Source organism: Pusillimonas sp. ANT_WB101 (assembly GCF_008369125.1).
Lineage (GTDB): Bacteria > Pseudomonadota > Gammaproteobacteria > Burkholderiales > Burkholderiaceae_B > Allopusillimonas.
This window is the reverse complement of record NZ_VOAY01000001.1, coordinates 266,540-292,997: the sequence shown is the minus strand read 5'-3', so window position 1 is coordinate 292,997 and position 26,458 is coordinate 266,540. Positions and strand designations below refer to the sequence as shown.

Below are 26,458 nucleotides of genomic sequence, written 5' to 3'. Positions count from 1 at the left end.
CAAAGCACATTAAAAAAACCTATCGGAGTATGCAAAACCGGGCCAGGCAATCATCTGTATTCGTAAGGCCAAGCAGCGCTCAGGACCTTGGCTGCGTCGCGATGCTGACCCATGCTGTGTTACTGCGATGACTTTGCAATACCGCTTCGATAAAGCGACTGCCCATCACGCCATCGGTAAAATCGGGCAGGCGGCCCTTGACCTGCTGGCCTTCGATCAGATCTGCCGCATCGCGATAAAGCTGAGCAAACGCCTCAATATAGCCCTCAGGATGTCCCGCCGGAATGCGCGTAGCATGCTGAGCCTCGTCGTTGCTCACTCGCCCTCGGGTAAGGCGCTGCGCCGCACCGCCCTGAGGCGTTAGCCAGAGCACGTCGGGGTGTTCCTGCTCAAAGCGCAACTGCGCTTTCGTGCCGTACACCCTCAAGGTTAGGGCATTTTCACACCCCGTCGCCACCTGACTTGCCCACAGTGTTCCGCGCGCTCCGTTAGCGTACCGCATCATGACCTGGACATGATCGTCCAGCAGACGACCGGGGCCAAAAGTATGAAGCTCGGCGGCGATTTCTTCAGGCTCGCGACCCGTAACATAGCTGGCAAGCTGGTAAGCGTGGATACCAACATCTCCCAATGTGCCGGCAGGCCCGGCCAGTGCCGGATCTTCACGCCAGCCACCCTCTCCCGTCAAGGCCTGGCCCTCGGCCCACCAGTCTTGCGAATACTCAACCTGCACCAGGCGCAAATCGCCAATTACGCCTTGTTCAACCAGTGCCCGTGCGTGTCGCACCATGGGATAACCGGTGTACGTATGCGTCAGCACACAGATCAGGCCAGTTTGCTCGGCGAGCTTTTGCAGGGCAAGTGCGTCAGCCAGCGTAGTCGTGAGCGGCTTATCGCAGATGACGTGAATGCCTTCGGCCAGAAACGCCCTGACAACGGGTGCATGCAGATAGTTGGGCGTAACAACGGAAACCACGTCAATGCCTCCCTGGCCGGCACGGCGCATATTTCCTTCGCAACGCGCCATCTCGCGCCAGTCTGCATAACTGCGTTCAGGAGCAATGCCCGCCTCGGCAGCCCCTTGCGCTGCCCGCGCGGCATCAGCCGACAGCGCACCAGCGACCAGCTCATAGCGGTCATCGAGTCGCGCTGCCATGCGGTGTACCGCGCCAATAAAGGCTCCCTTTCCGCCCCCAACCATGCCTAGCTTTAATCGTGATCGCACAACTTCTCTCCGCTTATCCAAAATTGCCTGGTTACGTGCTCGTGAGCCCGAGCAAAGCCCGGTTCTGCGCTTGCGTGGTGCCGCTTTTGACAAAATCATCAAACGCATGCTCGGCGACCTGGATGATATGGTCCGTAATAAAGGCCGCGCCTTCGGCAGCACCTTGCTCAGGATGCTTCAGAGCACACTCCCATTCCAGCACGGCCCAGCCCGCAAAATCATACTGTGCCATGCTGGAAAAAATGGCACGAAAATCAACCTGCCCGTCGCCCAGCGACCGGAAACGGCCGGCCCGTTCTACCCAGTTCGCGAAGCCACCGTATACACCCTGGCGACCCGAAGATCGAAACTCGGCGTCCTTAACGTGAAAGGCGCGAATGCGTTCATGGTAGATATCAATGAAGGCAAGGTAGTCGAGCTGCTGCAGCACAAAATGGCTGGGGTCGTACAAAATCGCGGCACGATTATGCCCGCCTACCTCTTCGAGAAAGCGCTCAAAGCTGGTGCCGTCGTGCAGGTCTTCGCCGGGGTGCAGCTCGTAGCACACATCAACACCCGCCTCGTCAAACGCATTGAGCACCGGGCGCCAGCGTCGTGCCAGTTCCGCAAACGCTTCCTCTACCAGGCCAGCAGGACGTTGCGGCCACGGATACATATAGGGCCAGGCCAGTGCACCTGAAAACGTCGCATGCGCCGACAGCCCCAGACGTTGCGAGGCCTTTGCCGCCAGCATCAATTGTTCATGCGCCCATTGCTGGCGCGCTGCGCGATTACCTCGCACCTCAGGTGCGGCAAACCCGTCAAACAAGGTATCGTAGGCAGGGTGTACAGCCAGCAACTGGCCTTGCAAATGGGTGGAGAGCTCGGTAACGGCAAGCCCGTGCGCCTGCAGCATACCCGCGACGTCATCACAGTATGTCTGGCTGTTTGCAGCCAGCTCCAGATCAAATAGTGCGGTATTGCTCGTGGGTATTTGTACTCCCTTGTAGCCCAACCCAGCTGCCCAGCCCGCCAAGCCTTCCAGCGTATTGAACGGCGCTTTCTCGCCGATAAACTGTGCCAGGAAAATACCCGGCCCTTTAATTGTCTTCATGATTCACTCGCTTGAGCTGGTGTTCCCGGCAGCTGCACGCCCATGCTTGTACGCGCATGTTTGGCGAGCTTAGGGAGGCCAGGCAAAGTGCGCCCGCAACCTGCACGCCTCTTATGAAAGGCCTGTATATGCGACGGGCTTTAAATATATTATGCCGGTTTGCAGACGTAACACCCATCTACATGGGAGGCTGCAAACCGGCACGCCTGATCAGAACGGAGAATCAGGGAAGTAAAAGTCTTTGGCGTTTTCTTTGGTAATGAGTACCGAAGGCACAATCGTCATATCAGGCAATTTCTCGTTTTTCAGCCTGGCCTCAGCTGTAAGCTTGATGGCCTCGTAAATAAACTTGGGCGAATAGGACACATCGGCCTGAAGCAAGGGATTAGTGCCCTCAAGAATGGACTTGACCATATCCTTGGCACCAGCACCGCCAAATACGATCTTGATGTCGCTTCGCTTGGCCTGTTCGATTGCCTTCAATACGCCCACTGCCATGTCGTCGTCCGCAGCCCAGACGGCATCGATGTGTGGAAATCGGGTGAGGTAGTCTTGCATGACCTTGAACGCATCATCGCGATTCCAGTTGCCATACCGTGCGTCCAGCAGCTTGATGTCAGGATGCTTATCAATAACCGACTTGAACGCATCCATGCGTTCGTTATCAAGCGTAGTAGGTATGCCGCGCAAGGCCACGATATCGCCCTTGCCATCCAGCTGTTTCACCAGATACTCGGCCGCCAGCTTGCCAAACGCCGTGTTGTCACCCGACACGTAGGCGTCTTGTGCGCTGGTGTCTGTAAGGCCCCGGTCGACCACGGTGATATACACACCCTTCTTTTTCAGTTGCATGACGGGTTGTGTCAGCGAAGCAGACTCAAACGGCATAATGACCAGAGCATTGATCTTGTTGACGGTAAGTAAATCTTGCAGCTGGTTTGCTTGCTCAGGCGCACCACTGGACGTCTTGACGATGACTTTCAGGTTGGGGTGTGCCGCTTCGAGTTCTTTCTTGGCTTCGTTCGACCACCACACAATGCCTGCCGTAAAACTATGGGTGGCGGCCGGTATGGATACGCCGAGAGTCACTTTCTCCTGAGCCAGTGTGCTTGCCGAAAAACCAAAGGCCGCCACGGCGGAGAGCCCGACAGCGAGTTTACGTAAAGAGAATTGCATGCTGTGTCTCCATATTTTCATAAATGCCGAACCCAAGCTCGGCCAGATTGATGGCCGTTGATGTCACCAACGACCGTGCCACGTTGCTACACCCTTTGCGGGCCAAAATGTGCCCCTCACCCTGCTGTATTCACGAACGCCTGCGCTGCATAAAGGCCACGATAATGATTACAAAGCCTTGCACCGCCGCGTTCAGATACACACTGATAATGCTGGTAAGATTGAGAATATTGCCAATAACCGAAAGCAAAATGGCGCCGACCACCGTGCCAGTCATAGACCCGGAGCCCCCCTTTAAGGCCGTGCCACCCACAATGACGGCTGCAATGGCCTCGAGCTCCCAGAGCAACCCGGTGGTGGGGCTGGCTGACCCCAGTCTGGGCACGTACAGCACCGTCGCAATACCCACACACATGCCAAGCAATACATAGGTAAGCGTTTTGCATCGGTCAACGTTTACGGCGGCATAACGTGCCACTTGTTCATTGGAGCCTATGGCCTGCACATAGCGACCGAATGCGGTACGGTTGAGCACGATGCCACCCATGATCGCAATGGCCAGAAACACCCATACTGGCACCGGCATGCCCAATAGACTGCCGTAATACACAGGGCTGTAGGCATCTGACACGTTCATGTCGAGCGTGATCGCGCCCCCATCCGAAAGGTAAGTAAGGTAAGCCCTGAAAATACCCAGCGTGCCCAGCGTGACAATAAACGGCTCAATGCGCCCGCGCGTAATCAGCAACCCATGCGCCAGGCCCAGCAGCCCTCCCATCACGATGGCGAACACCATGCCCAGCACAATAATGAGCATCATGGAGTCGACCACACCCGTGAGCGCGTTCATGACCAAAATCATGCTGCCGGCAATCAAGGCCGCCATTGACCCAACCGAGAGGTCAATGCCCCCCGAAATAATCACGAAACACATACCCACCGAGATAATGCCTATGAACGAGGTACGCGTCAGCACATTCAGAATGTTGTCGATGTCCGCAAAATTGCTGTTGAGCATGGTGCCCGCAATACACAGCAGCACCAGGCCAGCAATAGGCCCAAGCCCATGCAAATGCCTGGCCCAACCGCCGTTCTGATATCGTTGACCCACTCCACCCTCCGCACCTGGTGGCATATCAGGCTGTTTGTGTTCCGGTTGCATGCGCAATCAGCTCCTTTTCGTTCAGTTGATCTTGTTCCAGCACACCCTGCTGGTGCCCGGTACGCATCACAAGCACTCTGTGGCAAAGCCCGATGAGCTCGGCCAGTTCAGAAGAAATCACAACCACCGCCAGCCCATTGCTGGCCAATTTCTGGATCAGAAAATAAATATCGCGCTTGGCACCGATATCGACCCCGCGTGTCGGTTCGTCGAGAATGACAACACCCGGGTGGGGATGCAACACTTTGGCAAGCGCCAGCTTTTGCTGATTGCCGCCCGATAACGCTGAAGCCGGCACGTCCAGGCTGCCGGTACGTATGCCAAACTCGCTCACTGCCGTCTTGAGCGCCTCACGCTCGCCCGCAGAGTCGATAAACGGCTTGGCGTAACGCTCCAGGGCCATCAAGGTGAGGTTCTGTCGCAACCCGAAGTGCAGCAATATGCCTTTGCCTTTACGGTCTTCACTTAAATAAGTAAGCCCACACCGCGCGGCATCACGGGGGTTGCGAAAACGGTGAGGCACCCCTTGCATAAATACCTGGCCCGACTCACTGGGCCGCAAGCCCAGCAGACCTTCAAACAATTCGGTACGCCCTGCTCCCACCAGCCCTGCAAAGCCCAGGATTTCGCCCGGACGCACACAGAAGCTGATGTCATGTGCCCAGCCTGGCACGCTGAAGTTTTTTACCTCTAGCGCAGGGGCCACGCCTGAGGGTGCCGGTATTTTTTCGGGAAACAGATCTTCGAGTTCGCGGCCCACCATTAAATTGGCCATTTCACGTCGTGAGGTACCTGCGGTGGGTCGCGCGGTGATAAAGCGACCGTCACGCATGACGACAATACGATCGGTAACTCGCTCGACCTCGTCTAGTTTGTGCGATATATAAATAACCGTCGTGCCCGCCTCGTGAAACCGGCTGATTAACCCGAACAGCCTTTCGGTTTCTGTCGGGGTCAGTGTCGCCGTAGGCTCATCCATAACCAGCAACCGCGTATTTTTGGACAGCGCCTTGGCAATCTCCACCAATTGCTTTTCAGCAACGATAAGCTGGCTTACCTTGGTATCAGGGTCTGCACGCAGCCCGACCTGGTCCAGCAGCGCAGTGGTTTCGCGGCGCATCCATGCGCTGTCAAGAAACAGGCCACGCTTTTTTTCACGGCCCAGGAAAATATTTTGCGCAATGGTAAGGTCATCAGCCAGGTTGATTTCTTGGTGGATGAGGACTATGCCCAGGCTCTCGGCCTCACCCGATGAGGCAAAGTGGCAGGGGCGCCCATCAATAAGCAGGCTACCCTGGCTGGGCTGCTCGTAGCCACACAGTATTTTCATAAGGGTAGACTTGCCCGCGCCATTTTCGCCGAGCAGGCCATATACATGGCCACGTTCAAAGCTTATATCGACGTCATGCAGCACCCGTACAGGGCCAAAGTCTTTGCTTACCGAGTTGAAGCTGGCGGACAGGCTCATTACGCGCTCTCCCGTATAACAAGACGATGCGGCAGCACAACACCACCCTGGGTGCCCGTACCGTCATCCAACCGTTTTAGCAGCAACCATGCGGCTTGCTCGCCCAGCGTACGCATGGGTTGGGCCACTGTTGTCAGGGCCGGCCATGTTTGCTGTGCCAGGGCAATATCGTCAAAGCCCATGACAGCCATGTCGTCTGGCACACGCAGGCCTGCATCGTAAAGCCCGCGCATAACCCCTATGGCCAGGGTGTCTGACACGGCAAAAACAGCCGTTGGCCGCTGATCAAGGGCCAACAAGCTGGCGGCAGCTTGCCGACCCGCAGCAAAATCCAGGCTCTGCACCTGAACACAGTAGTCAGGCCGACAGGCAATATTAACTTGCTGCAGGGCGTCTTGGTAGCCCTTTAAACGTTCGCGTGCATACATAAATCGGGTGTCAGAATTGACGAAGGCTATACGTGTATGCCCCTGCCCTACCAGATAAGACACGGCGTCATGCGCCGCGGTGCAATTATCAATGCCAACATAGGGCACAGCCACGCTTTCATCATATTCACAGCAGGCCACCCAGGGAAAATGCATGGCGGCTCCACCCATGGCCTTCTGCACTGTGTCGGGGTCAAGGCAGACAGCACCATCAGCACGCCGCGAATACAACAGGTCAAGGTAACGACGCTCGCGCAGCGCGTCGCCACCCGTCTCGCACAAAAGTACTGAATACCCCTTTTCTTGCACAATCGCGTTAAAACCGTGGACGATAGGCGCATAAAACGGATTGTCGATATCAGGCACCAATGCAAGTAATAAACGGCTTTCGTCAGTGCGCAGACTGCGTGCCAGCTGGTTGACCCTATACCCCAGCACCTGCACCGACTCCATAACGTGTTGACGGGTATGTTCGCGAACGGCCTCACTGCTATTTAGCACACGCGAAACCGTCGCCACCGAAACACCGGCGTGCTCAGCGACTTGCGCTATCGATACGCTGCGATCGTGTCGGCCACGCGGATCAGATCGAGAGTATGGCTTTGCCATGGCGAGAAATTGTCTCCTGCACTTTTTCTATGGCAAGGGGTTATCACCCTCTTGTCTCATCAAAATGTAATCGATTACATTATTACATCGGGTTGAGCCCCCCACCCATGCGGACTTACCCTGAAACGACGAACCCCACTGGTTCTATGTCTGTCATCAAATTACAATCAGACAGTAGGTGAGTTTGCATTAGTACGCTGCAAAGCGTCACGCCGCCTAAAAAGGAGACTCATGGCCACCACACCCGCCTTTGACATCATTTTTTTCGGGGGCACCGGCGACCTGGCCCTGCGCAAGTTGATCCCTGCGCTCTTTTACGCCCATCAATCGGGCACGCTTAATAAAGACGGGCGTATTTACGCCCTTGGTCGCAAAGCCGTCAACAACGAAGCGTACTTGGCGCTGCTTGAAGAGCGCGTCAAGCCCAGGCTGGGAGACGGCGTTGACGAAAGCACCTGGCAAGGCTTTACCGACCGTATCCACTTCCTGAAGCTGGATGCCGACCGCGCTGAAGACTACACGCATCTGGCAGGTATTTTGGGCTGCGACAGCAACCGCGTCACCGTGCACTATCTGGCAACCGCACCACACTTATTTACTGGGATCTGCGGGCATCTTGCCAAGGCCGGGCTTAACCACCCCGGTACACGCCTAGTGCTCGAAAAACCTCTGGGCCACGACCTGGCGTCATCGACGGCCATTAATCAGGCGGTTGGCCAGTGGTTTACTGAAAGCCAAATCTACCGCATTGATCATTATCTGGGCAAAGAGTCAGTACAAAACCTGCTGGCCATACGTTTTGGCAACACGCTATTCGAGCCGCTGTGGCGACGCGAATGGATAGACAACGTACAAATTACCATTGCCGAAGAGCTTGGCGTTGAAGAACGCGGAGAGTTTTATGACCGCACCGGGGCCCTGCGCGACATGCTGCAAAGCCACTTGTTGCAGTTGCTGTGCATGGTGGCCATGGAGCCACCAGCCAGTATGTCAGAAGATGCCGTGCGCGATGAAAAGCTCAAGGTGCTCAAGTCACTTAAACCTTTCAGTACAGAAGATGTTTTAACCAAGACCGTGCGCGGACAATACCGCAACGGCGCCATTCGTGGTCAAGCCGTAACCGGATACCTTGACGAGCCCCACGTGGCTTCAGACAGCAACACCGAAACCTTTGTAGCGCTGCAGGCCGAAATCAGCAACTGGCGCTGGGCTGGTGTACCGTTTTTCTTGCGCACCGGAAAGCGCATGCAAGAAAGAGTGGCCGAGATTGTGATCAATTTTCGCCATGTACCGCATGCATTGTTTCCGGCTCCTGTAGATCAGCAAGCCGGCAACAAGCTGGTGATCAGGCTGCAGCCTACCGAAAGCGTACGGCTGCATTTCATGACCAAAAAGCCGGGTGACACCATGAGCCTGCAATCCACCTATCTGAATCTTGATTTTCAGACAATGTTCAAGACGCCGCGCGCCGACGCGTACGAACGTCTTCTACTTGATGTCATCCGCGGCCGTCTCGCCCTGTTCATGCGCGGCGACGAGCAGGCCCAGGCTTGGAGCTGGGTAGAGCCTATACTGGCCTGCTGGGACAGGCATTCTATTGCTCCCAAAACCTATACTGCCGGCAGTTGGGGGCCCGCAGCCTCCAGCGGGCTGCTGTCGCGCGCAGGCGCGACCTGGCAAGAGGAGACCTAAAATGTGGCATGAGTTTGCCTCAGCGTCCGACTACATTAATGCGCTTGCTCGTTATGTTGCCAATTCTTTGGAAGCAGATATCGAGAAAACAGGGCGCGCCGGGCTGGCCGTTTCAGGCGGCAAGTCGCCTATCCCCCTCTTTGAGGCATTAAGCACCATAGACCTGCCCTGGCCCGCCGTCGACATCATGCTGGTCGATGAGCGTTTTGTGCCGGTAGACGACCCCGACAGCAATGAAAACCTGGTGCAATTGCACCTATTACGTGACAAAGCGGCCAATGCACGGTTTTATGGTCTGGTCACCAGTACAAACCTGGCGGAGTGTGTAAACCTGGCCAACAGCCAGCGGCATGAAAACATTACGCTGGCCATACTGGGAATGGGCGACGATGGCCATACTGCCTCGCTGTTTCCGGAGGCCCCACAACTGCATGAGGGCCTTGCTCCCGACACCACACAGCGCTATCTGCACGTTACCCCGCCCAGTGCACCACACGAACGCATCAGCATGACATTGCCTGCCATTCTTTCAGCCCAGAAAATCGTGATTGCCATCAATGGCCCGGTCAAACGCCAGGTACTCGAAAAGGCCAGCATCAAGCCAACACCCGCCCTGCCTATCAGCTACGTAGTGACCCAAACCGGAGTCCCCTGTGATATCTACTGGCACAACTAAACCTCTACGCCTTGTGGCTGATATTGGCGGCACCCATGCCCGCTTTGCCTTGTGTTCGTCGGTACACGATATTAAACAAATCAGTGTGCTGGCAAGTGACGACTTCCCATCCATCGACGCTGCCATACACCACTACCTCAGCCAACATGGCAACCCAAGGGTAGAAACAGCCGTCATTGGCATTGCCAACCCAGTACTTGGCGACCAGATCAAAATGACGAATCACCCATGGTCATTTTCCATCGAACAAACGCGCAAGGCACTCGGCCTGAAGCATATGCACGTCATCAATGACTTCACCGCACTCGCCCTTTCTTTGCCCCATTTACCCAGCAACGAACTAACGCAGGTTGGTGGTGGCCCGGGCGCTAAAAACACACCCATGGCCGTACTGGGGCCTGGCACCGGCCTGGGGGTATCTGCCCTAATACCCACGCCACAAGGCAACTTTGTGCCACTGGCGGCTGAAGGTGGTCATGTCAGCTTTTCGCCAGAAAACGAGCAAGAACTCATACTCTGGCGTGAGGCGCGTGACGAATATGGTCACGTATCGGTTGAGCGCCTGGTTTCGGGGCCCGGCCTGGTTTTTATTTATGAATCATTGTGCCGTGCGCAAGAGCAATCACCAGAAAAATACACGCCGTCTGATATCAGTGAACTCGCCATTGCCAACACAGACCCCCTGTGCCGCGAAGCACTGGACACACTGTGCGCCATACTGGGTACGGTTGCCAGCAACCTCGCCGTTACCCTGGGCGCACGCGCCGGTGTATACATTGGTGGCGGCATCATCAAGCGACTGGGCAGCTATTTTGCGCAGTCGCCCTTTCGTGCCCGGTTTGAAAACAAGGGCCGATTTTCATCTTACCTGGCTGCCATCCCGGTATACGTCATTCAAAGCAAACAACCCGCACTGCTGGGCGCCGCCGCGTATGAGAGCGCTGACGGCTAAGCTTGCAAACTGTTCAACGACTACCGTTTACATCGTCGAAGACAGCCCGCCGTCCACCGCAAGTATCTGTCCCGTCACAAAGCGAGACTCACGAGCAGCCAGAAATACAACCGCCGACGCAATGTCGTCAGGGTCGCCCCATCGTTGCTGAGGAGTACGGCCTTGCAACCAAGTATTAAATGACTGATCGTCCCACAACTTTTTAGTCAACTCAGTCTTGATATACCCCGGTGCTATCGCGTTGACGGTGACGCCCGAGTCGGCAAACTCCGCAGACCACTGCCGCACCAAACCATGCATGGCTGCCTTGGCTGCAGTATAGGCAGTGATATCTTTACGCCCCAATATCGCGGTAATTGAACCTGTGAACACAATGCGGCCATAGTCTTGTGCCACCATAGCCGCAGCGATATGCCGTGCCAAGGCCCACTGCGCAGTAAGGTTGGTAAAGACAACGCGTTCAAAGTCCTGCAGCGGAAAAGACAGCAGTGGTTCGCGATGTTGTATACCCGCATTGGCAAAAAACACGTCTATCTTTCCGAGTTTTTCTCGGACGCGCTCGACAGCTTCAATAGCCTTGTCAACTTCCGCGATATCGAAACACGCCACATGTGCGGCAATACCCTCATCGCGCAAACTGGCTGCAGCCGCGTCCAGTTGTGCAGCATCGCGCCCATTGAGCACCACTTCAGCACCCTGCTGCCCCAGCGCGCGGGCCGCCGCTAAACCTATGCCGCGCGATGAACCCGTAATCAGGGCGACCTGCCCGCTAAAATTAAACATACACCGTCCTCAGAAGTTAACCTTGTCGCCGCCTTTAAGCTGCAGCATGGCGCGTGCATCATCGGGCGTGGCGATGTCAAGATTGAGCGCCTCAAGAATAATGCGAATGCGCTTTACCTGCTCGGCATTGGATGAGGCAAGCTGCCCGGGGCCTATCCACAATGAGTCTTCAAGCCCCACTCGTACATTGGAGCCCATGGCCGCACCCATGGTGGCCAGGGGGATCTGGTTACGGCCAGCACCAAGTATTGACCACAGGTAGTTGTCACCAAACAGCCTGTCTGCCGTGCGACGCATGTGCATGAGGTCTTCGGGGTCGGGCCCTATGCCGCCCAAAATACCAAACACAGATTGGATAAACGGTGGGCTCTGGACAAGCCCGCGATCCATGAAGTGTGCAAGATTGTAAAGGTGGCTAATGTCGTAACACTCAAATTCGAAACGCGTGCCGTTGTCAGCACCTTTACGCAAAATGGTTTCTATGTCTTTGTATGTATTCTTGAAGATCAGGTCACGGCTGTTTTCAAGGTGTTGACGCTCCCAATCATGCTCAAACGTCTTGAAACGCTCAAGCATGGGGAAAAGGCCAAAGTTCATCGACCCCATATTCAGTGACGCTACTTCGGGTTTGAACTCCATGGCCGGTCGCATGCGCTCTTCAACCGTCATGTGCGGACTGCCACCTGTCGTGATATTGACCACGGCGGTGGTGGCTGCTTTGATTTTGTTTAAAAATGGCCTGAACGCTTCGGGGTCTTGAGTGGGTTTGCCATCTTTGGGATCACGCGCATGCAGATGCAAAATAGCGGCCCCCGCCTCGGCGGCAGCAATGGCTGCGTCGGCAATCTCGTCCGCCGTAACAGGCAGGTTTGGCGACATGCTTGGGGTGTGAATTGCGCCGGTTACGGCGCAGGTAATGATTACTTTACGTTTGCTGGCCATGGTCGTTCCTAATAAGAAGCTAAATAGAGTGTGATGAGCCGAGGGTGTAAATAGCTCTGTGTAACCGCCCGGGGCTATACGTAGTCGCTGATCCAATCCTCGAACTCGGATGAGCCCGGCGCACGATCACGTGCGTTCAGACTCATTCATGTGTTTTTTGTGTTGCATCAACGCCATCAAGCGCTCATCGCGCCAGACGCGTCTATCGAGCAAGCGCTCTTTCGCTAACAGTTCGCGGCGCTGGGCGTCGATGGCGGCTATGGTTTCTTCGCTCCACGCGTCGGTTGAGGTTTGCTGCTGTCCGATTGATGTGTACATATCGCCGTAGCGGGCGCAGTAATCGCGAACACCCTCCGGGGCGTTCAGATCAATGGTTTCAAACGGACCCATAAACGACCAGCGTAGCCCAAGGCCTTCTTTGACGGTTACATCAAGGTCTTCGACGCTAACGCAACCGCTTTGCACCAGTTTGAAAGCCTCGCGCAACAAGGCACCCTGAAGGCGGTTCAACACAAAGCCTTCCACCTCGTGATTAACCCGCACGGGCTTCTGGCCGACCTCAGTCATGATCCGGGACGCACGGTCAATGACATCTGCCTGCGTCCATGGCGCCCCGCACAATTCAACCACAGGAATCAGATAAGGCGGGTTGACCGGATGCGCGACCAGGCACCTGCCACGCCCGGGCAAGTCTTGCGTAAACGCTGACGCGGGTATGCTTGATGTAGAACTAGCCAGTATGACTTCAGGCCCCACCAGTGCATCCATGCGGCGATAAATTTCTTTTTTTATTTCGACTTTTTCAGGAAGGCTTTCTTGTACATAATCGACACCCTCCAACGCCTGCTCGAGCGAGCTCGCCGCAACAATTCGGTTTACAACCGTTGAGGCATCACCCAACAGACCGCGATCCTGCAGCGTTTGGGCAAGCTGATCAATAAGCTTTACAGCCTGAGCCAGGGCGGCGGAGTTGCCATCCCACAGTTTGACCTCACACCCGCCTCGCGCAAAGACAATAGCCCATGCCTGACCAATAAGGCCAGCACCAATAACAGCAATTTGCATGGTAAGTTTCTCCGGGATCAGACCAAGGACTGCGTATGGCCATCGACCACCAGAGCCTGACCGCTCACGCTTGCAGCCGCGCCGCTGGCCGTAAACAAGACCATATTGGCAATATCGCGTGCTGTCACCATGCGGCCCAGTGAAGCTTGCTGCTCATACTGGTCAGCGACCTCTTGCTCCGGACGCCCGAGCGTTTTGGCTTTGGCCGCAATAACGGCGCGTATGCGCGGCCCCTCAACCGCACCCGGCAAAATCGCATTGACGCGTATGCCATCTTTCCCCAGTTCAATGGCCAGGGTTTTGGTAAAGCCCACGACAGCCCACTTGGAGGCTGAATAGGCCGACCGCCCTGCAAAGCCAAGATGCCCTGCCGCCGAAGAAAGATTAATCATTACCCCTGCATCTGACTTTCTGAGCATGGGCACGGCCAAACGTGCACAAAGAAACTGGCCCGTGATGTTGACAGCGAGAGTACGCTCCCAATCGCTGAGGCTAAGGGTTTCGACATACCCTGTCGGCCCGGCAATACCGGCATTGTTCACCAGTACATCTAGCCCGCCGAGACTGGTTTGCACAGCATCAAACAGCGCGGCAACATTTTTTTCATCCGACACATCTGCCACGCAGGTATGAACATGTGGCAGTTCTTTGCGGGCGTGAGCCAGCAGCTCTTCATTAACATCACAGATAAACACGTCAGAACCGGCCGACACAAATACCCGCGCCATCTCCAGGCCCAGACCACCTGCCCCTGCAGTAATCAGTACCTTTTTACCCTTCATACTTACGTCTTCAAACATTGCCGTTCCTCACACCAGAGTTTTTGTTTTCGAAAATCAAGATTTACCAACTGCAGGCGAGCTATCGCTATGCGTTGTGCGTCTTCGTTAGCCGTTACGTTCTTCACATTCAACACTAAAGAGTAAATATCCTCGTTATACTATCCAACTGTGATCACAGATCACAGCCAGTAATTACCCTAGGGCCAAATGTATGACCGTCGCACTTAAACCACCTCCGCGAAGAGAGACACTGGGCTCCAATGCGCTCGCACAAATTAAAGAACTTTTGCTGACAGGACGCGTCATGCCCGGTGAGCAGCTTTCTTTGCGCTCAATGGCAGAGGCACTTGGTGTAAGCGTGATGCCTGTACGCGAAGCGGTTTATCAGCTGGTGGCCGACCAGGCGCTTGAGGTGGCGCCCAATCGTTCAGTGCGCGTGCCCACGCTCAGTGCAGAGCAGTTCAGTGAAATTTCAGAAATACGCCTGCAGGTTGAGGGTTACGCGGTAAAACAGGCGACGCAACATGTAACGCCCGACTTGTTAAGTGAGCTACGCAGGCTGAATAAAGCGCTGGCTGATGAAATGGGCCCGCCAGGCAAAGACATGGCCAACGTCGTGCAATTAAACAAAAACCTGCACTTTGCGATTTATGAAGCCGCAGGCATGCCCATGCTGGTCAAAATTATTGAAAGCCTGTGGCTTAGAATAGGCCCCATTCTCAACTACGATTTGCATATCGGTTCAGAGAGAACCGAAAACAAAATCGCTGTGGCTCATCATGAAAAAATGATAGACGCACTTGAGGCCGGGGACGCCCGTTCAGCACGCGATGCACTGCAAAGTGACATACGCAGCGCCTTCGAGCATATTTATCAAAAACAGTTTTCGTAAAGAGAAGCTTCAATGCACACCGGCCTGCCCAGTCTCGATTTCATCCGCCGCTTGCCCAAAACAGAGCTGCATCTGCACATCGAAGGTACGCTGGAGCCCGAGCTGCTCTTTGAACTTGCCGAACGCAACGCCGTCGTGCTGCCGTACGGTTCTGTGGAGGTGCTGCGCGCCGCCTACCAATTTGACAGCCTGCAATCGTTTCTTAACCTCTATTACGCCGGCGCCAGCGTACTGATTACCGAACGCGATTTTTACGACATGACCATGGCCTATATGCGCCGGGCGCACGCCGATGGGGTAGTGCATGCCGAGATCATGTTCGACCCGCAAACCCACACTCAACGGGGCGTACCCATAGAGACGGTGTTTGCCGGCATCGCCCGCGCATTGCGCGAAATGCGTGCTGCTGAAGGAATAAGCAGTTATCTTATATTAAGTTTTTTGCGTCATCTGTCAGAAGCCGAAGCCTTCGACACCCTCGAAGCCGCCCTGGGCCTGCGCGAGCAGTATCAGGATCTCTGGATCGCGGTCGGGCTCGACTCGGCCGAAAGTGGCAACCCTCCTGCCAAGTTTGAACGTGTTTATGCCAGAGCGCGTGAGTTGGGCTTTAGGCTTGTCGCCCACGCAGGTGAAGAAGGGCCGGCTGAGTATGTGCGCGACGCACTAGATCTGCTCAAGGTCGAGCGAATTGACCACGGCGTTGCCTGTGAGCAAGACCCTGAACTGCTGAAACGCCTGGTGGAATCTCAGACTCCGTTGACGGTATGCCCACTTTCAAACCTGAAACTGTGTGTAGTCGATGATATGCAGCAACACAACCTGGCGCGCCTTCTGCGGTTGGGCCTTATGGTCACAATAAACTCGGATGATCCGGCTTATTTTGGCGGATACATCGCTGAGAATTATGAAGCCTGTGTACAGGCACTGGCGCTTGACCACAATGAAGTTGCCACGTTGGCCGGCAACAGCATCAAGGCTTCGTTTTTGCCATCGTCACAAAAGGCCGTGCTGCTGGGGCAACTTAAGCAAGTGCTTGCGTCGGGTGATGAAGGCCTATAAGTAGTTCGAGGTCACAGCGGTTGCGACTGTAAGCAGTGAGTCACGGAGACAGTTTTTTATATAGCGCGCCGTGTCCGTCACTAAATGGCGGCACTGCAATGCGCTGTTGTGCAGTATACGCAGCAGACCGCGAGACGATACGGGTGGACGCCGACGAAATCTATCTTGAACACTGGATATCGACCGCCCAGAAAAAAGCCCACCGATTAAAGTGGGCTCTTCTTAATACCTGACTGACTAATTAATTAGGCAGCTTCGATATTTTTAGCTTGTGGGCCTTTTTGGCCTTCAGCTGCAACGAAAGAAACGCGTTGGTTTTCTTCGAGCGACTTGAAGCCGGTGCCGATGATGTCGCTGTGATGAGCGAACAAATCTTTACCACCCGACTCAGGCTTGATGAAACCGTAGCCTTTTTCGTTGTTGAACCACTTTACAATACCGAATTCTGTTTGCATTTTTTGCAATCCCTAAGATAAACGAGCGACATGCCCTGGAAGGAAGACTGTCAAGGTGTAGAGATTGAGCAAAACGGTACTGTAACGGGTACTGATTGAACTAACTTCGACGAACTTGAAAATCTAGCCATGTATAGTAAGGATAATAATGCAGCCAGTCAACAAATTTTTATCACTTTGTGCACTGCCCCGCCAGTTTTACGCGCGTGACACAATTACTGTGGCTAAAGCACTGCTGGGGAAGTATTTGGTGCATGTCGTTGACGGCCAAGCCCGTATAGGGCGCATTGTTGAAAACGAGGCTTACCTGGGGCCTCTAGACCTTGCCGCACACGCGTCAAAAGGCCTAACCAAACGCACACGTGCCATGTTCGGGCCGCCTGGCCATGCCTATATATATCTAATCTACGGCATGCACCACTGCATGAATGTAGTAACCGAGCCTGAGGGCTCAGGCACAGGCGTGCTGCTGCGTGCCGTCGAGCCTATAGCAAACCTTTCGGACAACACCCGCGGACCGGGGCGGCTATGTAAAGCCTTGGGTATCGACCTTACCCTCTACGGCCATGACTTCTGCAGCGACACACTCTATATTGCGAACGCACCAGACGAGCAGCCAGCATTCACTATCATCGAACGACCACGTATTGGCGTCGATTACGCTGGGGAATGGGCAGCCAAGCCCTTACGCTTCTATATAGAGGGCAACCCCTATGTATCCAGGCGCTAACCCTGTAGTTGCTGTCCCATTAAAAGGACAGACACTCTGGCACACTTGCCCCACTCTGTCCCGTATCTGGGTAAAAGCTGGCCCTGTGTCGAAAAAACGTCCAATCCCTGACTTCCAGAAAAGGTTTTCTTGGGTTCGACTGGACAAGTTCAAATTCTATGTTATAGTTACGCCTCACTTGCAGCGGCTGTAGCTCAGTTGGATAGAGTACTTGGCTACGAACCAAGGGGTCGTGGGTTCGAATCCTGCCAGCCGCGCCAGAACAAGCTAGTTAAATCAACTAGTTGAAGCCCCGTAAAGCTTAACTGCTTTACGGGGTTTTCTTTTTTCTGATTCTCATGGCTACAAGCTCTTTCTCAATAAAGCGCGATAGGCACGGTTCTTCCCTATTAAGAGGAGATGGGCGCGCAGTTTCAAGACGCTCTCGCCCTGGCTGGCGATCCACATAATGGTGCGAGCGTAGATTCGAGCACTAAAGCGTAGCGAACGACCAATACCCATCTTTATTTTTATATCTGTAGCGTTTGTTCAGCAACAATTTACTTGGAGCCGGCCAAGATGGCTGAAGCCCGGCAAGAGTTCGGCAAGCCATGTAAAAATGGCCTTCACACCCCATCGGCATGAAGGCCACTCGCTACTTCCTGAAATGGGCTACAAGCAACAAGCGAAACTGGAACGTTGCTTACTGTGCCGCAAACTAGCCCTATTTAGCCCAGCCCATCTCATTAAATGGTGCAAATGCGCCCCAAATACCCTCTGGCACATTTACCAGTTTTTTAGAGTAAACAGTATTTCCCGGGTACGTTGTCAACCACGCAACAGGTAGCTCTTCGTTGGTGATTTTCTGAAACTCTTGATAAAGCGCTTTACGCTTTTCAGGATTATTTTCGACGGCCGCTTGCGTTAGAATTTCGTCAACCTTGGGGTTGTCATAGCCGCTCATGTTGGCCCAAACCACCCCTTTCCTGATGTTGGTACTCATGTAACTGCGCTCGACACCAATAATCGGGTCTCCCCAATTAAAGACAACGTCTATGTTCATATCGTAATCAAAATTAGAGATACGACGAGCCCATGTGGGGAAATCAGGTGATGGACGCAGCTCTACCTTTACGCCTATTTTTGCCAACTGAGGGCGCAAATATTCGGCCACGGTTTTGCTCGTATCAGGACCAGTCGGGATATAGTCCAGCGTAATATCAAATCGAGTCCCGTCATCTTTTTTCGGGTAACCAGCCTCATCCAAAAGCTTATTGGCCTTATCCAGATCCAGACCGTACTCGTTCAGATCTTTATCGTAAAAGGGGCTGGATGGATGGAGAGGCCCGAAAATAGGCTTGGTGTGGTTAGATTGAAGCTTCTCGGTAACGAACTTACGGTCAATGGCATACGAAATTGCCTGCCTTACCTTCACGTTTTGCAACGGCCCTTCTTTGACCAGGTTGTACTCCATCCAGACCAACGCGCCAGCACCCTCGTAGCCTTTCTGAGAGACGATCAAATTAGGATTTTTGCCCAAACGATCAATATCAGCCAAACGTAAGGGCGGATATGCAGCGTACTGGATATTGCCGCGCTGCAGGGCCAAAGTGGCGGCATTACGGTCGGCTATGATCACAACAGTGATCTTATCCAGGTTGGCAGGCCCCTTGAAAAACTTGTCAAACCTTTCTAACGTCAAATATTCACCGGCCTTGTAATCGGCAAACTTGAAAGGGCCTGACCCAATCGGCTTATTGTTATATGGGTTAGTGCGGATCGAGCCTTCAGCATAAATATGCTTGGGCAAAATTGGCAGCAAAGCGGGTGTTGACACCTCTAGCAGAAAGGCTGGGTTGGGCTTTGCAAATTTCACAACAACCGTATGTGCATCCGGTGTTTCTACGCTTTCAAGATTGGCATACATCGCCTTGCCGAATGGGTGGTTTTCTGCAACCGTCTTCACAGAAAAGGCAACGTCTTCAGAGGTAATTGGCTTGTCATCATGAAAGATTGCATCTTTGTTCAGATGAAACGTATATGTCTTGCCATCCTCTGAAGCTTCCCAGGAGTCTGCAAGATAAGGCTGAAACTGCCACTTATCGTCAGCGATGACCAGGCTGACAAATAGTTGGGAGCCGGGCACAGCCGTGGCTGCACCTGACTGTATTGCCGGGTTCAGTGAGTTGATGGCCGAATTTGACAACACCGTCAACGTGCCGCCCTTCTTGACGTTGGCGGTTTGCTCGGCATGAGCACCGCTTGCAAGAACGGCCGACATCGAAAACAGGCCGGCCAAAGCCAACTTAATCAGACGTCTGGGGTTTGACATAATTTCCCTTTAATTAATAGGTATTGATAATAATGATTTGTTTCGCTACAACTCTGCCGAGCGAAAAAGCTGTTCCAGTGGCTCTGTATTCAGGGCCTTGGGTGCAATAACTATGACGTTGCCTGCCAGCTCTGCATCGTCGCCCGAACTCGCCACCAGCTCATGCTTTTTATTAGGGGAATACTGCAACCAAGTGAGTGCAGCCTCAGGCCCCACATAAATCAAGCCCTTAATTCGAAAAACCTCGTCGGGCAAGTTATCCAAAATCGCCCTCAGTTTTTCCTCGTCATACGCGGCGCCCTGGGTAACCGTTAGCGTCGAAAAATTACGCGCGCTGTGCGTCTCTTCGTCATTAAACCCATGCAACAAGCGAAACCTATCCTCGCTCGTGTCCCACCCGGCAACCTGCCCGGGCTGTGCGGTGTTCAATATATGCTGCCAGGCAATTTCAGCGTGCACAGACTCAAGCAACGGTGTCGTAGGTGCCTTTTCACGTAACCAGTCCATCACACTGTGGCGCTGCTTATCATCAACCAGATCCGTTTTATTCAACAAGATCAGATCTGCTGAAGTCAGCTGCTGCAATACGACATCGCCTACATAACGATCTTTGGCCATTTTTTGAATCGTGCTTACATCAGCCAGGGTAACGATAGACCTCAGCTCGAAAGCACCACCTGCCTGTCCAATCCGGGCAATGCTTTTTGGGTCGCTGACGCCGCTGCCTTCAATAATTAGCCAATCAAGCTCAGGTACCATGGCTTCAATTTGCAGCAAAGCCCTGACCAACTCACTGCCCATAGAGCAACAGACACAGCCATTGGTCAGGTTGATGACGCCTTCGGTTTCATTCGTCGACTCAATCAGCGACGCATCAACATTCAGGCTTCCAAAATCGTTAACCATCACCAAAATGCGCATCCCATGCGGGGATCGCAAAATGTGGTTTAGCAGAGAGGTTTTTCCGGACCCAAGAAACCCCCCAAGCACCGTCATGGGAAGCTTTTTGGATTCAAGCATTTTTAGTGGCACACGGAAATACTCTGCCGCCCAAAACCGTTCCCCAGACACGAACGTCTTTTAGCGCTTCTGGTGCGACTTCAAGTGGATCATCGTCGAGCACGGCAAAGTCAGCCAGCTTGCCTACCTCGATACTGCCGATTTTCTCATCCAGCTTCAGCGTATAGGCTGCACCCAGCGTCATGGCAGAAAGCGCATCTTGCACGGATATTTTTTCACTGTCGCCGAGCACACGACCTGATGCCGTCTGACGGTTGACCGCGCACCACGCGGTAAACAGCGGTGCCAACGGCGTAATCGGTGCATCTGAGTGCAAGGAAAAACGAACTCCCGTCGCTTTTGCCGTGGCCGTTGCGTTCATGCGGTTCGCGCGGTCTGGTCCCATGGTCAGTGCGTAGTGTGCATCACCCCAATAGTACAAATGGTTGGAAAACAGATTTGCACATACACCCATGTTCGCCATGCGCCTGAACTGATACGCATCTGCCATTTGGCAATGCTGCAGCGTGTGGCGGTGATCCCAGCGCGGGCTTTCCTCAAGCAGTTGCTCTATCGCATCGAGTGCAACCTCTGTTGCCTCATCGCCATTGGTATGGATGTGAACGGTTAGCCGGGCATCATGATACGTTTTGATCAGATCTTTGAGTTGATGCGGCGGCACAATCCAGATACCGTTTTTTTGCACGCCGTTTGGCGGGTTGTAATAACCAGGCCATCTGACACGCGCGGTAAAACCCTGAATAGAGCCGTCAATAACCAGTTTTACAATACCAAAATGCAGCTTGTCGTTATTGTTATCCATGGCCGGAAGCACTCGCTGCAAGGCCTTGTTCTCGGCATCACGTGACGGCGCGTAGGCTGGCACAATGCGCAACGGGTAATCGTCCAGCAGCGTTACCTTAGACAGATTCGCTATCGTGGTATCGCTTAAATCATTAACCAGGTCTGTGGCGGTTGTTACCCCGGCCAGCTGCGCCACCCTTGCAAAATTCCAGATACCTTCTTCTGTCTGGCCGGCATCAAAAAAGATGTTTCCGATCTTGCGATAAACCAGATACATGGCAGCGAACTCTTGAAGCTCACCCGAAGGCTTACCGTTTTCGTCCAGCACAACGCCTTCAATCGCTGTCTCTTTAGTAATGTTTGCTTCGCGTAACATTGCGCTATTCACATTCATCAAGTGCGCGCTGGCATGCAGCAGGACGACACGCTGCGTATCAGAGACCTGATCCAGATGCTCCGTCGTCATGCGTTGATTGTCAAAATAAATAGGATCAAAGCCCCACGCATAAATGGGTGCGGAGTCATCGGCGGCAGCGGCGCGCGCTTCTTTCAGCCGTCCAATAACCTCGTCAAAGCTCTTAAGCCCCGTCCACAATTTGCCGTCGGGCCCTCGCCGATCGTAGAATCCGACATAGACGTAACTCCACATGCCACCTTCAAGCAAATGACAGTGCCCTTCGACCAAACCGGGCATAAGCACCTTATCGGCGAATGTTTCGTCAAGCGTTGCTGCTCCCCAGCCTTTTAGCGAGGCCTCATCGCCTACGCCAAGAATACGGCCTTCACGAACAGCCACATGCGTTGCCCGGGGCTGCATGGGGTTCATGGTAATGATGCTGCGCGCTTTAAAGATGGTAATGTCGTTAGACTGTTGCATAGTGCTTCCAATAAAACTCAAACTAAACCCGGTACGGTTACAACGAAACGGGGCTAACCGGCTTGTTATTTACGATTTCCACAAGATGACAGGCCACGCGCTGCCCCTCGCCCACATCACGCAAAATCGGCGTTTCCTGCTTACAGATTTCTTGGGCATAAGGGCAACGTGTATGAAAATGACAACCCGACGGGGGGTTGATCGGGCTCGGTGGGTCGCCCTCAATGCGTAAACGCTTAACTTGACCGCGTTGCGTCGGGTCTTTCACCGGGTCCGCAGTTAGCAATGCGTGCGTGTATGGGTGCAAGGGTCTGGAAAAAATCTCCCGACGATCACCCTGCTCCACCACACGCCCCAGGTACATCACACTTAATGCGTCGCACAGGCGTTGCACCACCGCCAAGTCATGCGATATAAAAACGTAGGTAAGCCCCAGTTCTTTTTGCAGCAGCTTTAGCAGGTTAATCACCTGCGCCTGTATGGCCACGTCCAGGGCCGAGACCGGCTCATCACAGATGATCAGCTTTGGGTTAACGGCCAATGCGCGAGCAATACCGATACGTTGACGCTGTCCGCCCGAAAACTGATGGGGAAACAGTTTTTTCTGTTCAGGCCTCAAGCCCACTTTCGTAATCAACTCGTCAACACGGCGACTGATCGCCGCTTCGTCCATGTTGGTCAATTGACGCATGGGCTTTGCAATAATATTTTCGACGCGTTGCCGTGGGTCCAGCGATGAATAAGGGTCCTGAAAAATCATTTGCAGATTTTTATGGATCTCTTTCATTTCCTTTCTGGTACGGGCGGTTAACGATTGGCCGTTCAGAATGATTTCACCGCTGGTCGGCACGATAAGGTTAGCCAGGGCCAAAGCGGTTGTGGATTTTCCGCATCCAGACTCGCCAACAATGCCGTACGCACTGCCCTGCTTCACATCGAACGACACACCGTCAACTGCATACACATGTGCAGGCTCAGAAAACATTCCCGCTTTCTTCAAGGCAAAGTGCACCTTCAGGTCACGAACTTCTAACATCGTTGTTGACTGCGTCATACTGGACTCTTCTCGTTCTCTGAAACTTCTTGCTCCGCAGTTTCAACGTTTAGCCAACAGGCTGCTTCCCAGTTTTTGCGCCCCAACATCGGTGGGCGCTCGTGGCGGCATTTTTCCATGACGTAGCTGCAGCGTGGTGCAAACGCACAGCCAGGCCCAAGCTCGCTCAAAGGAGGAACAACGCCGGGGATCTCAGGCAGCAGGTCGGTTTCCGAAAACTTGTCGGCGTCATGCTCCACATTAAGAACACAACCGAGCAAGCCTTTGGTATACGGATGAATTGGATTGAGCAAAACACGCTCGACGGATCCATCTTCAATTTTTCGACCCGCATACATCACCATCACACGGTCAGCGAGCTCGGCTACCGCACCCATGTTGTGGGTAATTAAAATGATGGCTGTGTTGTACTGTTTTCGCAGGTCGAGCAGCAGATCAAAAATCTGTGCCTGCACCGTAACGTCAAGTGCGGTGGTGGGTTCATCGGCAATTAACACCTTGGGGCGACAGGCCAGCGCCATGGCTATCATGGCGCGTTGCCGCATACCGCCTGATAACTCATGCGGGTACTGATCCAGGCGTCTTTCTGGCTCTGGAATGCGTACAGACTTAAGTAGCTCAAAAGCCTGTTCCCGGGCCTGTTTCGCACTGACTCGCTCATGCCTGCGAACCGTCTCGATAATTTGCTGCCCGATCGTAAACACAGGGTTCAGTGCCGTCATAGGCTCCTGAAAGATCATGGCAATATCTTTGCCTCTGACATCCTGCATTTTGGACTGTGACAGGTCGAGAAGGTTGGTTCCGTTTAAGGTAATGGTGCCTTTGGTAATCCGTCCGGGCGGCTGAGGGATAAGGCGCAAAATTGCCAGGCTGGTCATGCTTTTGCCACAGCCCGATTCGCCCACAATACCCAGCACCTCGCCCGGCGCCACGTGAAGATTTACATGATCAAGGACACGTACGGGGTTTTTTTTGCTACCAAACTCCACGCACAGATCTTTAACTTCTAAAAGGTTTTCAGTCATGATGCGCTTATCGCTCTCGAAGATTTGGGTTAAGCGCGTCGTTCAGACCATCGCCAAGCAAACTAATGGACAACACAGTCAGAAATATGGCTGTGCCGGGATAAATAACCGACCACCACGCATCAAATATGTAGTCGCGTGACGAGCCGATCATGTAGCCCCAGCTGATTACGTCTGGATCCGAAAGGCCGAGAAACGACAAGCCTGACTCAAACAGAAGGGCTGTGCCCACCGTTAATGCGGTTGCCACAATCAGTGGTGGCGAGGCGTTGGGCAACAACACCCTAAACATAATGTTCAGATTGCTCGAGCCTATAGAGTATTCAGCACGTATAAACTCGCGTTGCTTGAGCTTGAGAAACTCAGCCCGCGTCAGTCGCGCCAGTGGCGGCCAGCTAACCAGACCAATGACCAAAATCACGATCCAAATGTCTGTGCCGAACACCGCAACCAACACCATGGCCAGCAATATGGGAGGCAAGACCTGAAAAAACTCGGTGATGCGCATTAGTATGTTGTCGACTTTTCCTCCGAAAAATCCGGATGCTGCACCGACAAGGAAAAGCCCGATAATGACGGTAGTGAGCGTTGCGGCCAGGCTGATCAACAGCGTCGTCCCTGCTCCGTGCATAATGCCTGCAAAGACATCCCGACCTAAATAGTCAGCACCCATGGGGAGTGCCATGCTTGGCGCTTCCAGCGGGGCGGCAACAATTTCCGTTGCGCTTACGGGGTAGAGCATGCCGCCGAATATTCCGGCAAAAGCAATAATGATTAGCAATATTGCACCGGCAACCGCGCCCTTGTTGGCTAAAAATAGTTTCCATCCTGAATTCACGGTCTTACCCTTCCATCTTGATACGTGGATCGAGAACGCTATAGAGCCAGTCCACAAGAATGTTTACGATCACCACAAGCACACTCGAAACGAGCAGCAAGCCCAGCATGAGAGGAAAATCGCGATTCAATACAGCATCAAATGCCAAGCGACCCAGTCCAGGCCAGTTAAATACGGTTTCAACCAGCACAGCCCCTGCTACCGCATGCGAAAACTGCAAGCCAGCAAGCGTTACGACCGGCAACACCGCATTTTTGAGCGCGTGTTTGTAAACCACCGCCTTTTCGCGCAAACCCTTTGCACGTGCGGTACGCACGTAGTCGGAACCGAGCACATCCAGCATGGTGGCCCGTGCCTGGCGGCTGTATTGAGCCAGATACACCATGCTTAACGAGATAACCGGCAAAACGAGGTGATGGGCAACTTGCAAGACCGCGTCAAACCCGCTGGGGTATGCTCCGATGTCATACATGCCTGACGCTGGAAAAATTGGAAACCAATAGGCGAAAACAATAAGCAAGACCATGCCGCTCCAGAACACAGGCGCCGCAAAGCCCACCAGAGAAAATAAAGTAACACCCATGTTGAACAGGCCACGAGGACGGTAGGCCGACAGAACGCCCAGTAGCGTTCCCAGCACGACGGCAATCGTCATGGCAGGCAAGACTAGAAGCAGTGTGTTTGGCAGACGCTCTGCGATCAACCCGGCAACCGAATCATTGTAAAAAAGCGATTGACCGAGGTCTCCCTGTGCCACCTTGGTAACGTAAGTAATCATCTGACTAAATACGCCTTTATCCAGGCCCAGCTCCTTGCGGATGCCTTCAACCTGCTCACTGGTTGCGCCACCTGCCTGCATGGCCAGCACGTCAGCGATATCACCCGGCGCCGCACTGAGCAAGAAGAAATTGAGCACGACAACCGCGATAATTAAAAGCACTCCGTCTCGCGCACGACGGAAAACAAAACCTGCTGAATTCATAAATTGAGTACCTGACCTTTCGGTCGTTCACAAGCCTATGCTCGAACACGAAACACCCAGCAGTAGCGGCTTTTCTGAGATGAAAAACTACATAAGTGCTGACGATTCAAAACGTAGGTTCATCATCGCATTGATAGGGCGCGAGACTATATGCGTGATTACCCTTAAAAATGGATCTGTATGTCTCGTTTTATGCATAGATCTAATCAGCCGGCGTCAGATTTACGCTAATTATTATTTATTCGCCGAGAATAAAAAGGGGTGTAATTTTACAATATTTTCTTAATAAACAAGTATATAGGCACAAACATGCTATTTGAAACAAGAGTAAACTCAGCGCACAAGCGTCCATCATTTAAATATAAAAATTGGCACTTTT

24 protein-coding genes and 1 tRNA gene are annotated in these 26,458 nt (G+C 53.5%); 7 read left to right on the top strand and 18 right to left on the bottom strand.

The genetic code is table 11. The features are described 5' to 3' along the window. Nucleotides 1–79: 79 nt before the first annotated feature. From FQ179_RS01370 to FQ179_RS01345, 6 genes are all read right to left on the bottom strand, one after another. The gene (locus FQ179_RS01370) at nucleotides 80–1,201 is read right to left on the bottom strand and encodes a Gfo/Idh/MocA family protein (protein WP_149396859.1); all 1,122 of its coding nucleotides are present in this window, start codon (nucleotides 1,199–1,201) and stop codon (nucleotides 80–82) included. A gap of 55 nt (nucleotides 1,202–1,256) precedes the next feature. Beyond that, nucleotides 1,257–2,318, bottom strand: a complete 1,062-nt coding sequence (locus FQ179_RS01365) for a sugar phosphate isomerase/epimerase (protein WP_149395474.1) — start codon at nucleotides 2,316–2,318, stop codon at nucleotides 1,257–1,259. A 210-nt stretch (nucleotides 2,319–2,528) separates the two neighbouring features. After that, the gene (locus tag FQ179_RS01360) at nucleotides 2,529–3,494 is read right to left on the bottom strand and encodes a substrate-binding domain-containing protein (RefSeq protein WP_149395473.1); all 966 of its coding nucleotides are present in this window, start codon (nucleotides 3,492–3,494) and stop codon (nucleotides 2,529–2,531) included. Nucleotides 3,495–3,624: 130 nt separating this feature from the next. After that, entirely contained in the window at nucleotides 3,625–4,629 is a 1,005-nt protein-coding gene (locus FQ179_RS01355; RefSeq protein WP_149396858.1) for an ABC transporter permease, read from the bottom strand. 1 nt (nucleotide 4,630) lies between these two features. After that, nucleotides 4,631–6,124 (bottom strand): sugar ABC transporter ATP-binding protein, encoded by a 1,494-nt coding sequence (locus FQ179_RS01350; RefSeq protein WP_149395472.1) that lies wholly within the window; start codon nucleotides 6,122–6,124, stop codon nucleotides 4,631–4,633. Beyond that, nucleotides 6,124–7,161 carry a LacI family DNA-binding transcriptional regulator gene (locus tag FQ179_RS01345; protein ID WP_149395471.1) on the bottom strand — a complete coding sequence of 346 codons (1,038 nt, stop codon included), beginning with the start codon at nucleotides 7,159–7,161 and terminating at the stop codon, nucleotides 6,124–6,126. Before FQ179_RS01345 ends, FQ179_RS01350 begins: the two co-directional genes overlap by 1 nt. A 231-nt stretch (nucleotides 7,162–7,392) precedes the next feature. On the opposite strand from FQ179_RS01345, the gene zwf reads away from it, so the two are divergent. Genes zwf through FQ179_RS01330 form a run of 3 tightly spaced genes read left to right on the top strand, consistent with a single transcriptional unit; the run spans nucleotide 7,393 to nucleotide 10,481 of the window. Further along, nucleotides 7,393–8,853, top strand: coding sequence for a glucose-6-phosphate dehydrogenase (gene zwf / locus FQ179_RS01340; protein WP_149395470.1), 1,461 nt, complete (start codon nucleotides 7,393–7,395; stop codon nucleotides 8,851–8,853). 1 nt (nucleotide 8,854) lies between these two features. After that, nucleotides 8,855–9,529 (top strand): 6-phosphogluconolactonase, encoded by a 675-nt coding sequence (pgl, locus tag FQ179_RS01335; RefSeq protein ID WP_149395469.1) that lies wholly within the window; start codon nucleotides 8,855–8,857, stop codon nucleotides 9,527–9,529. Further along, the gene (locus tag FQ179_RS01330) at nucleotides 9,507–10,481 is read left to right on the top strand and encodes a glucokinase (RefSeq protein WP_149395468.1); all 975 of its coding nucleotides are present in this window, start codon (nucleotides 9,507–9,509) and stop codon (nucleotides 10,479–10,481) included. The genes pgl and FQ179_RS01330 overlap by 23 nt, the downstream gene beginning before the upstream one ends. 27 nt (nucleotides 10,482–10,508) lie before the next feature. On the opposite strand, the gene FQ179_RS01325 is transcribed toward FQ179_RS01330, so the two are convergent. The 4 genes from FQ179_RS01325 to FQ179_RS01310 form a co-directional block, all read right to left on the bottom strand. Then, nucleotides 10,509–11,264, bottom strand: coding sequence for an SDR family NAD(P)-dependent oxidoreductase (locus FQ179_RS01325; protein ID WP_149395467.1), 756 nt, complete (start codon nucleotides 11,262–11,264; stop codon nucleotides 10,509–10,511). Between the two features lie 9 nt (nucleotides 11,265–11,273). After that, nucleotides 11,274–12,206 (bottom strand): 3-keto-5-aminohexanoate cleavage protein, encoded by a 933-nt coding sequence (locus FQ179_RS01320; protein ID WP_149395466.1) that lies wholly within the window; start codon nucleotides 12,204–12,206, stop codon nucleotides 11,274–11,276. A gap of 126 nt (nucleotides 12,207–12,332) precedes the next feature. Then, nucleotides 12,333–13,271 (bottom strand): 3-hydroxyacyl-CoA dehydrogenase, encoded by a 939-nt coding sequence (locus tag FQ179_RS01315; RefSeq protein WP_149395465.1) that lies wholly within the window; start codon nucleotides 13,269–13,271, stop codon nucleotides 12,333–12,335. A gap of 17 nt (nucleotides 13,272–13,288) precedes the next feature. Beyond that, the gene (locus tag FQ179_RS01310; protein ID WP_149395464.1) at nucleotides 13,289–14,071 is read right to left on the bottom strand and encodes an SDR family oxidoreductase; all 783 of its coding nucleotides are present in this window, start codon (nucleotides 14,069–14,071) and stop codon (nucleotides 13,289–13,291) included. 193 nt (nucleotides 14,072–14,264) lie between these two features. Between FQ179_RS01310 and FQ179_RS01305 the strand changes: the two genes are divergently transcribed. Both FQ179_RS01305 and FQ179_RS01300 read left to right on the top strand, forming a co-directional pair. Further along, entirely contained in the window at nucleotides 14,265–14,945 is a 681-nt protein-coding gene (locus FQ179_RS01305; protein WP_149395463.1) for a GntR family transcriptional regulator, read from the top strand. A gap of 12 nt (nucleotides 14,946–14,957) precedes the next feature. Further along, nucleotides 14,958–16,004: an adenosine deaminase gene (locus tag FQ179_RS01300; RefSeq protein WP_149395462.1), complete on the top strand. Its 1,047-nt coding sequence runs from the start codon at nucleotides 14,958–14,960 to the stop codon at nucleotides 16,002–16,004. A gap of 245 nt (nucleotides 16,005–16,249) precedes the next feature. Here the strand turns inward: FQ179_RS01300 and FQ179_RS01295 are convergent, their stop codons facing one another. After that, complete coding sequence (locus FQ179_RS01295; protein ID WP_149395461.1) at nucleotides 16,250–16,459, bottom strand: cold-shock protein; 210 nt, start codon at nucleotides 16,457–16,459, stop codon at nucleotides 16,250–16,252. Between the two features lie 148 nt (nucleotides 16,460–16,607). Here FQ179_RS01295 and FQ179_RS01290 point away from each other — a divergent pair, with 148 nt between their 5' ends. Continuing rightward, nucleotides 16,608–17,189 carry a DNA-3-methyladenine glycosylase gene (locus FQ179_RS01290; RefSeq protein ID WP_149395460.1) on the top strand — a complete coding sequence of 194 codons (582 nt, stop codon included), beginning with the start codon at nucleotides 16,608–16,610 and terminating at the stop codon, nucleotides 17,187–17,189. A 183-nt stretch (nucleotides 17,190–17,372) separates the two neighbouring features. Then, nucleotides 17,373–17,449: transfer RNA gene (locus tag FQ179_RS01285), tRNA-Arg, on the top strand. Between the two features lie 443 nt (nucleotides 17,450–17,892). Here the strand turns inward: FQ179_RS01285 and FQ179_RS01280 are convergent. Genes FQ179_RS01280 through FQ179_RS01250 form a run of 7 tightly spaced genes read right to left on the bottom strand, consistent with a single transcriptional unit; the run spans nucleotide 17,893 to nucleotide 26,079 of the window. Beyond that, the gene (locus tag FQ179_RS01280) at nucleotides 17,893–19,500 is read right to left on the bottom strand and encodes an ABC transporter substrate-binding protein (protein ID WP_149395459.1); all 1,608 of its coding nucleotides are present in this window, start codon (nucleotides 19,498–19,500) and stop codon (nucleotides 17,893–17,895) included. A 45-nt stretch (nucleotides 19,501–19,545) separates the two neighbouring features. Continuing rightward, a complete protein-coding gene (locus tag FQ179_RS01275) occupies nucleotides 19,546–20,520 on the bottom strand; it encodes a GTP-binding protein (RefSeq protein WP_149395458.1) in 975 nt (324 codons plus the stop codon). Next, a complete protein-coding gene (locus FQ179_RS01270) occupies nucleotides 20,513–22,180 on the bottom strand; it encodes an amidohydrolase (RefSeq protein ID WP_149395457.1) in 1,668 nt (555 codons plus the stop codon). The genes FQ179_RS01275 and FQ179_RS01270 overlap by 8 nt, the downstream gene beginning before the upstream one ends. Before the next feature lie 37 nt (nucleotides 22,181–22,217). Then, entirely contained in the window at nucleotides 22,218–23,234 is a 1,017-nt protein-coding gene (locus tag FQ179_RS01265) for an ABC transporter ATP-binding protein (RefSeq protein WP_149395456.1), read from the bottom strand. After that, nucleotides 23,231–24,259 (bottom strand): ABC transporter ATP-binding protein, encoded by a 1,029-nt coding sequence (locus tag FQ179_RS01260; RefSeq protein WP_149395455.1) that lies wholly within the window; start codon nucleotides 24,257–24,259, stop codon nucleotides 23,231–23,233. The genes FQ179_RS01265 and FQ179_RS01260 overlap by 4 nt, the downstream gene beginning before the upstream one ends. Nucleotides 24,260–24,266: 7 nt before the next feature. Next, nucleotides 24,267–25,097 carry an ABC transporter permease gene (locus tag FQ179_RS01255; protein WP_223146176.1) on the bottom strand — a complete coding sequence of 277 codons (831 nt, stop codon included), beginning with the start codon at nucleotides 25,095–25,097 and terminating at the stop codon, nucleotides 24,267–24,269. Between the two features lie 4 nt (nucleotides 25,098–25,101). Further along, nucleotides 25,102–26,079, bottom strand: coding sequence for an ABC transporter permease (locus FQ179_RS01250; RefSeq protein ID WP_149395454.1), 978 nt, complete (start codon nucleotides 26,077–26,079; stop codon nucleotides 25,102–25,104). Nucleotides 26,080–26,458: the final 379 nt, after the last annotated feature.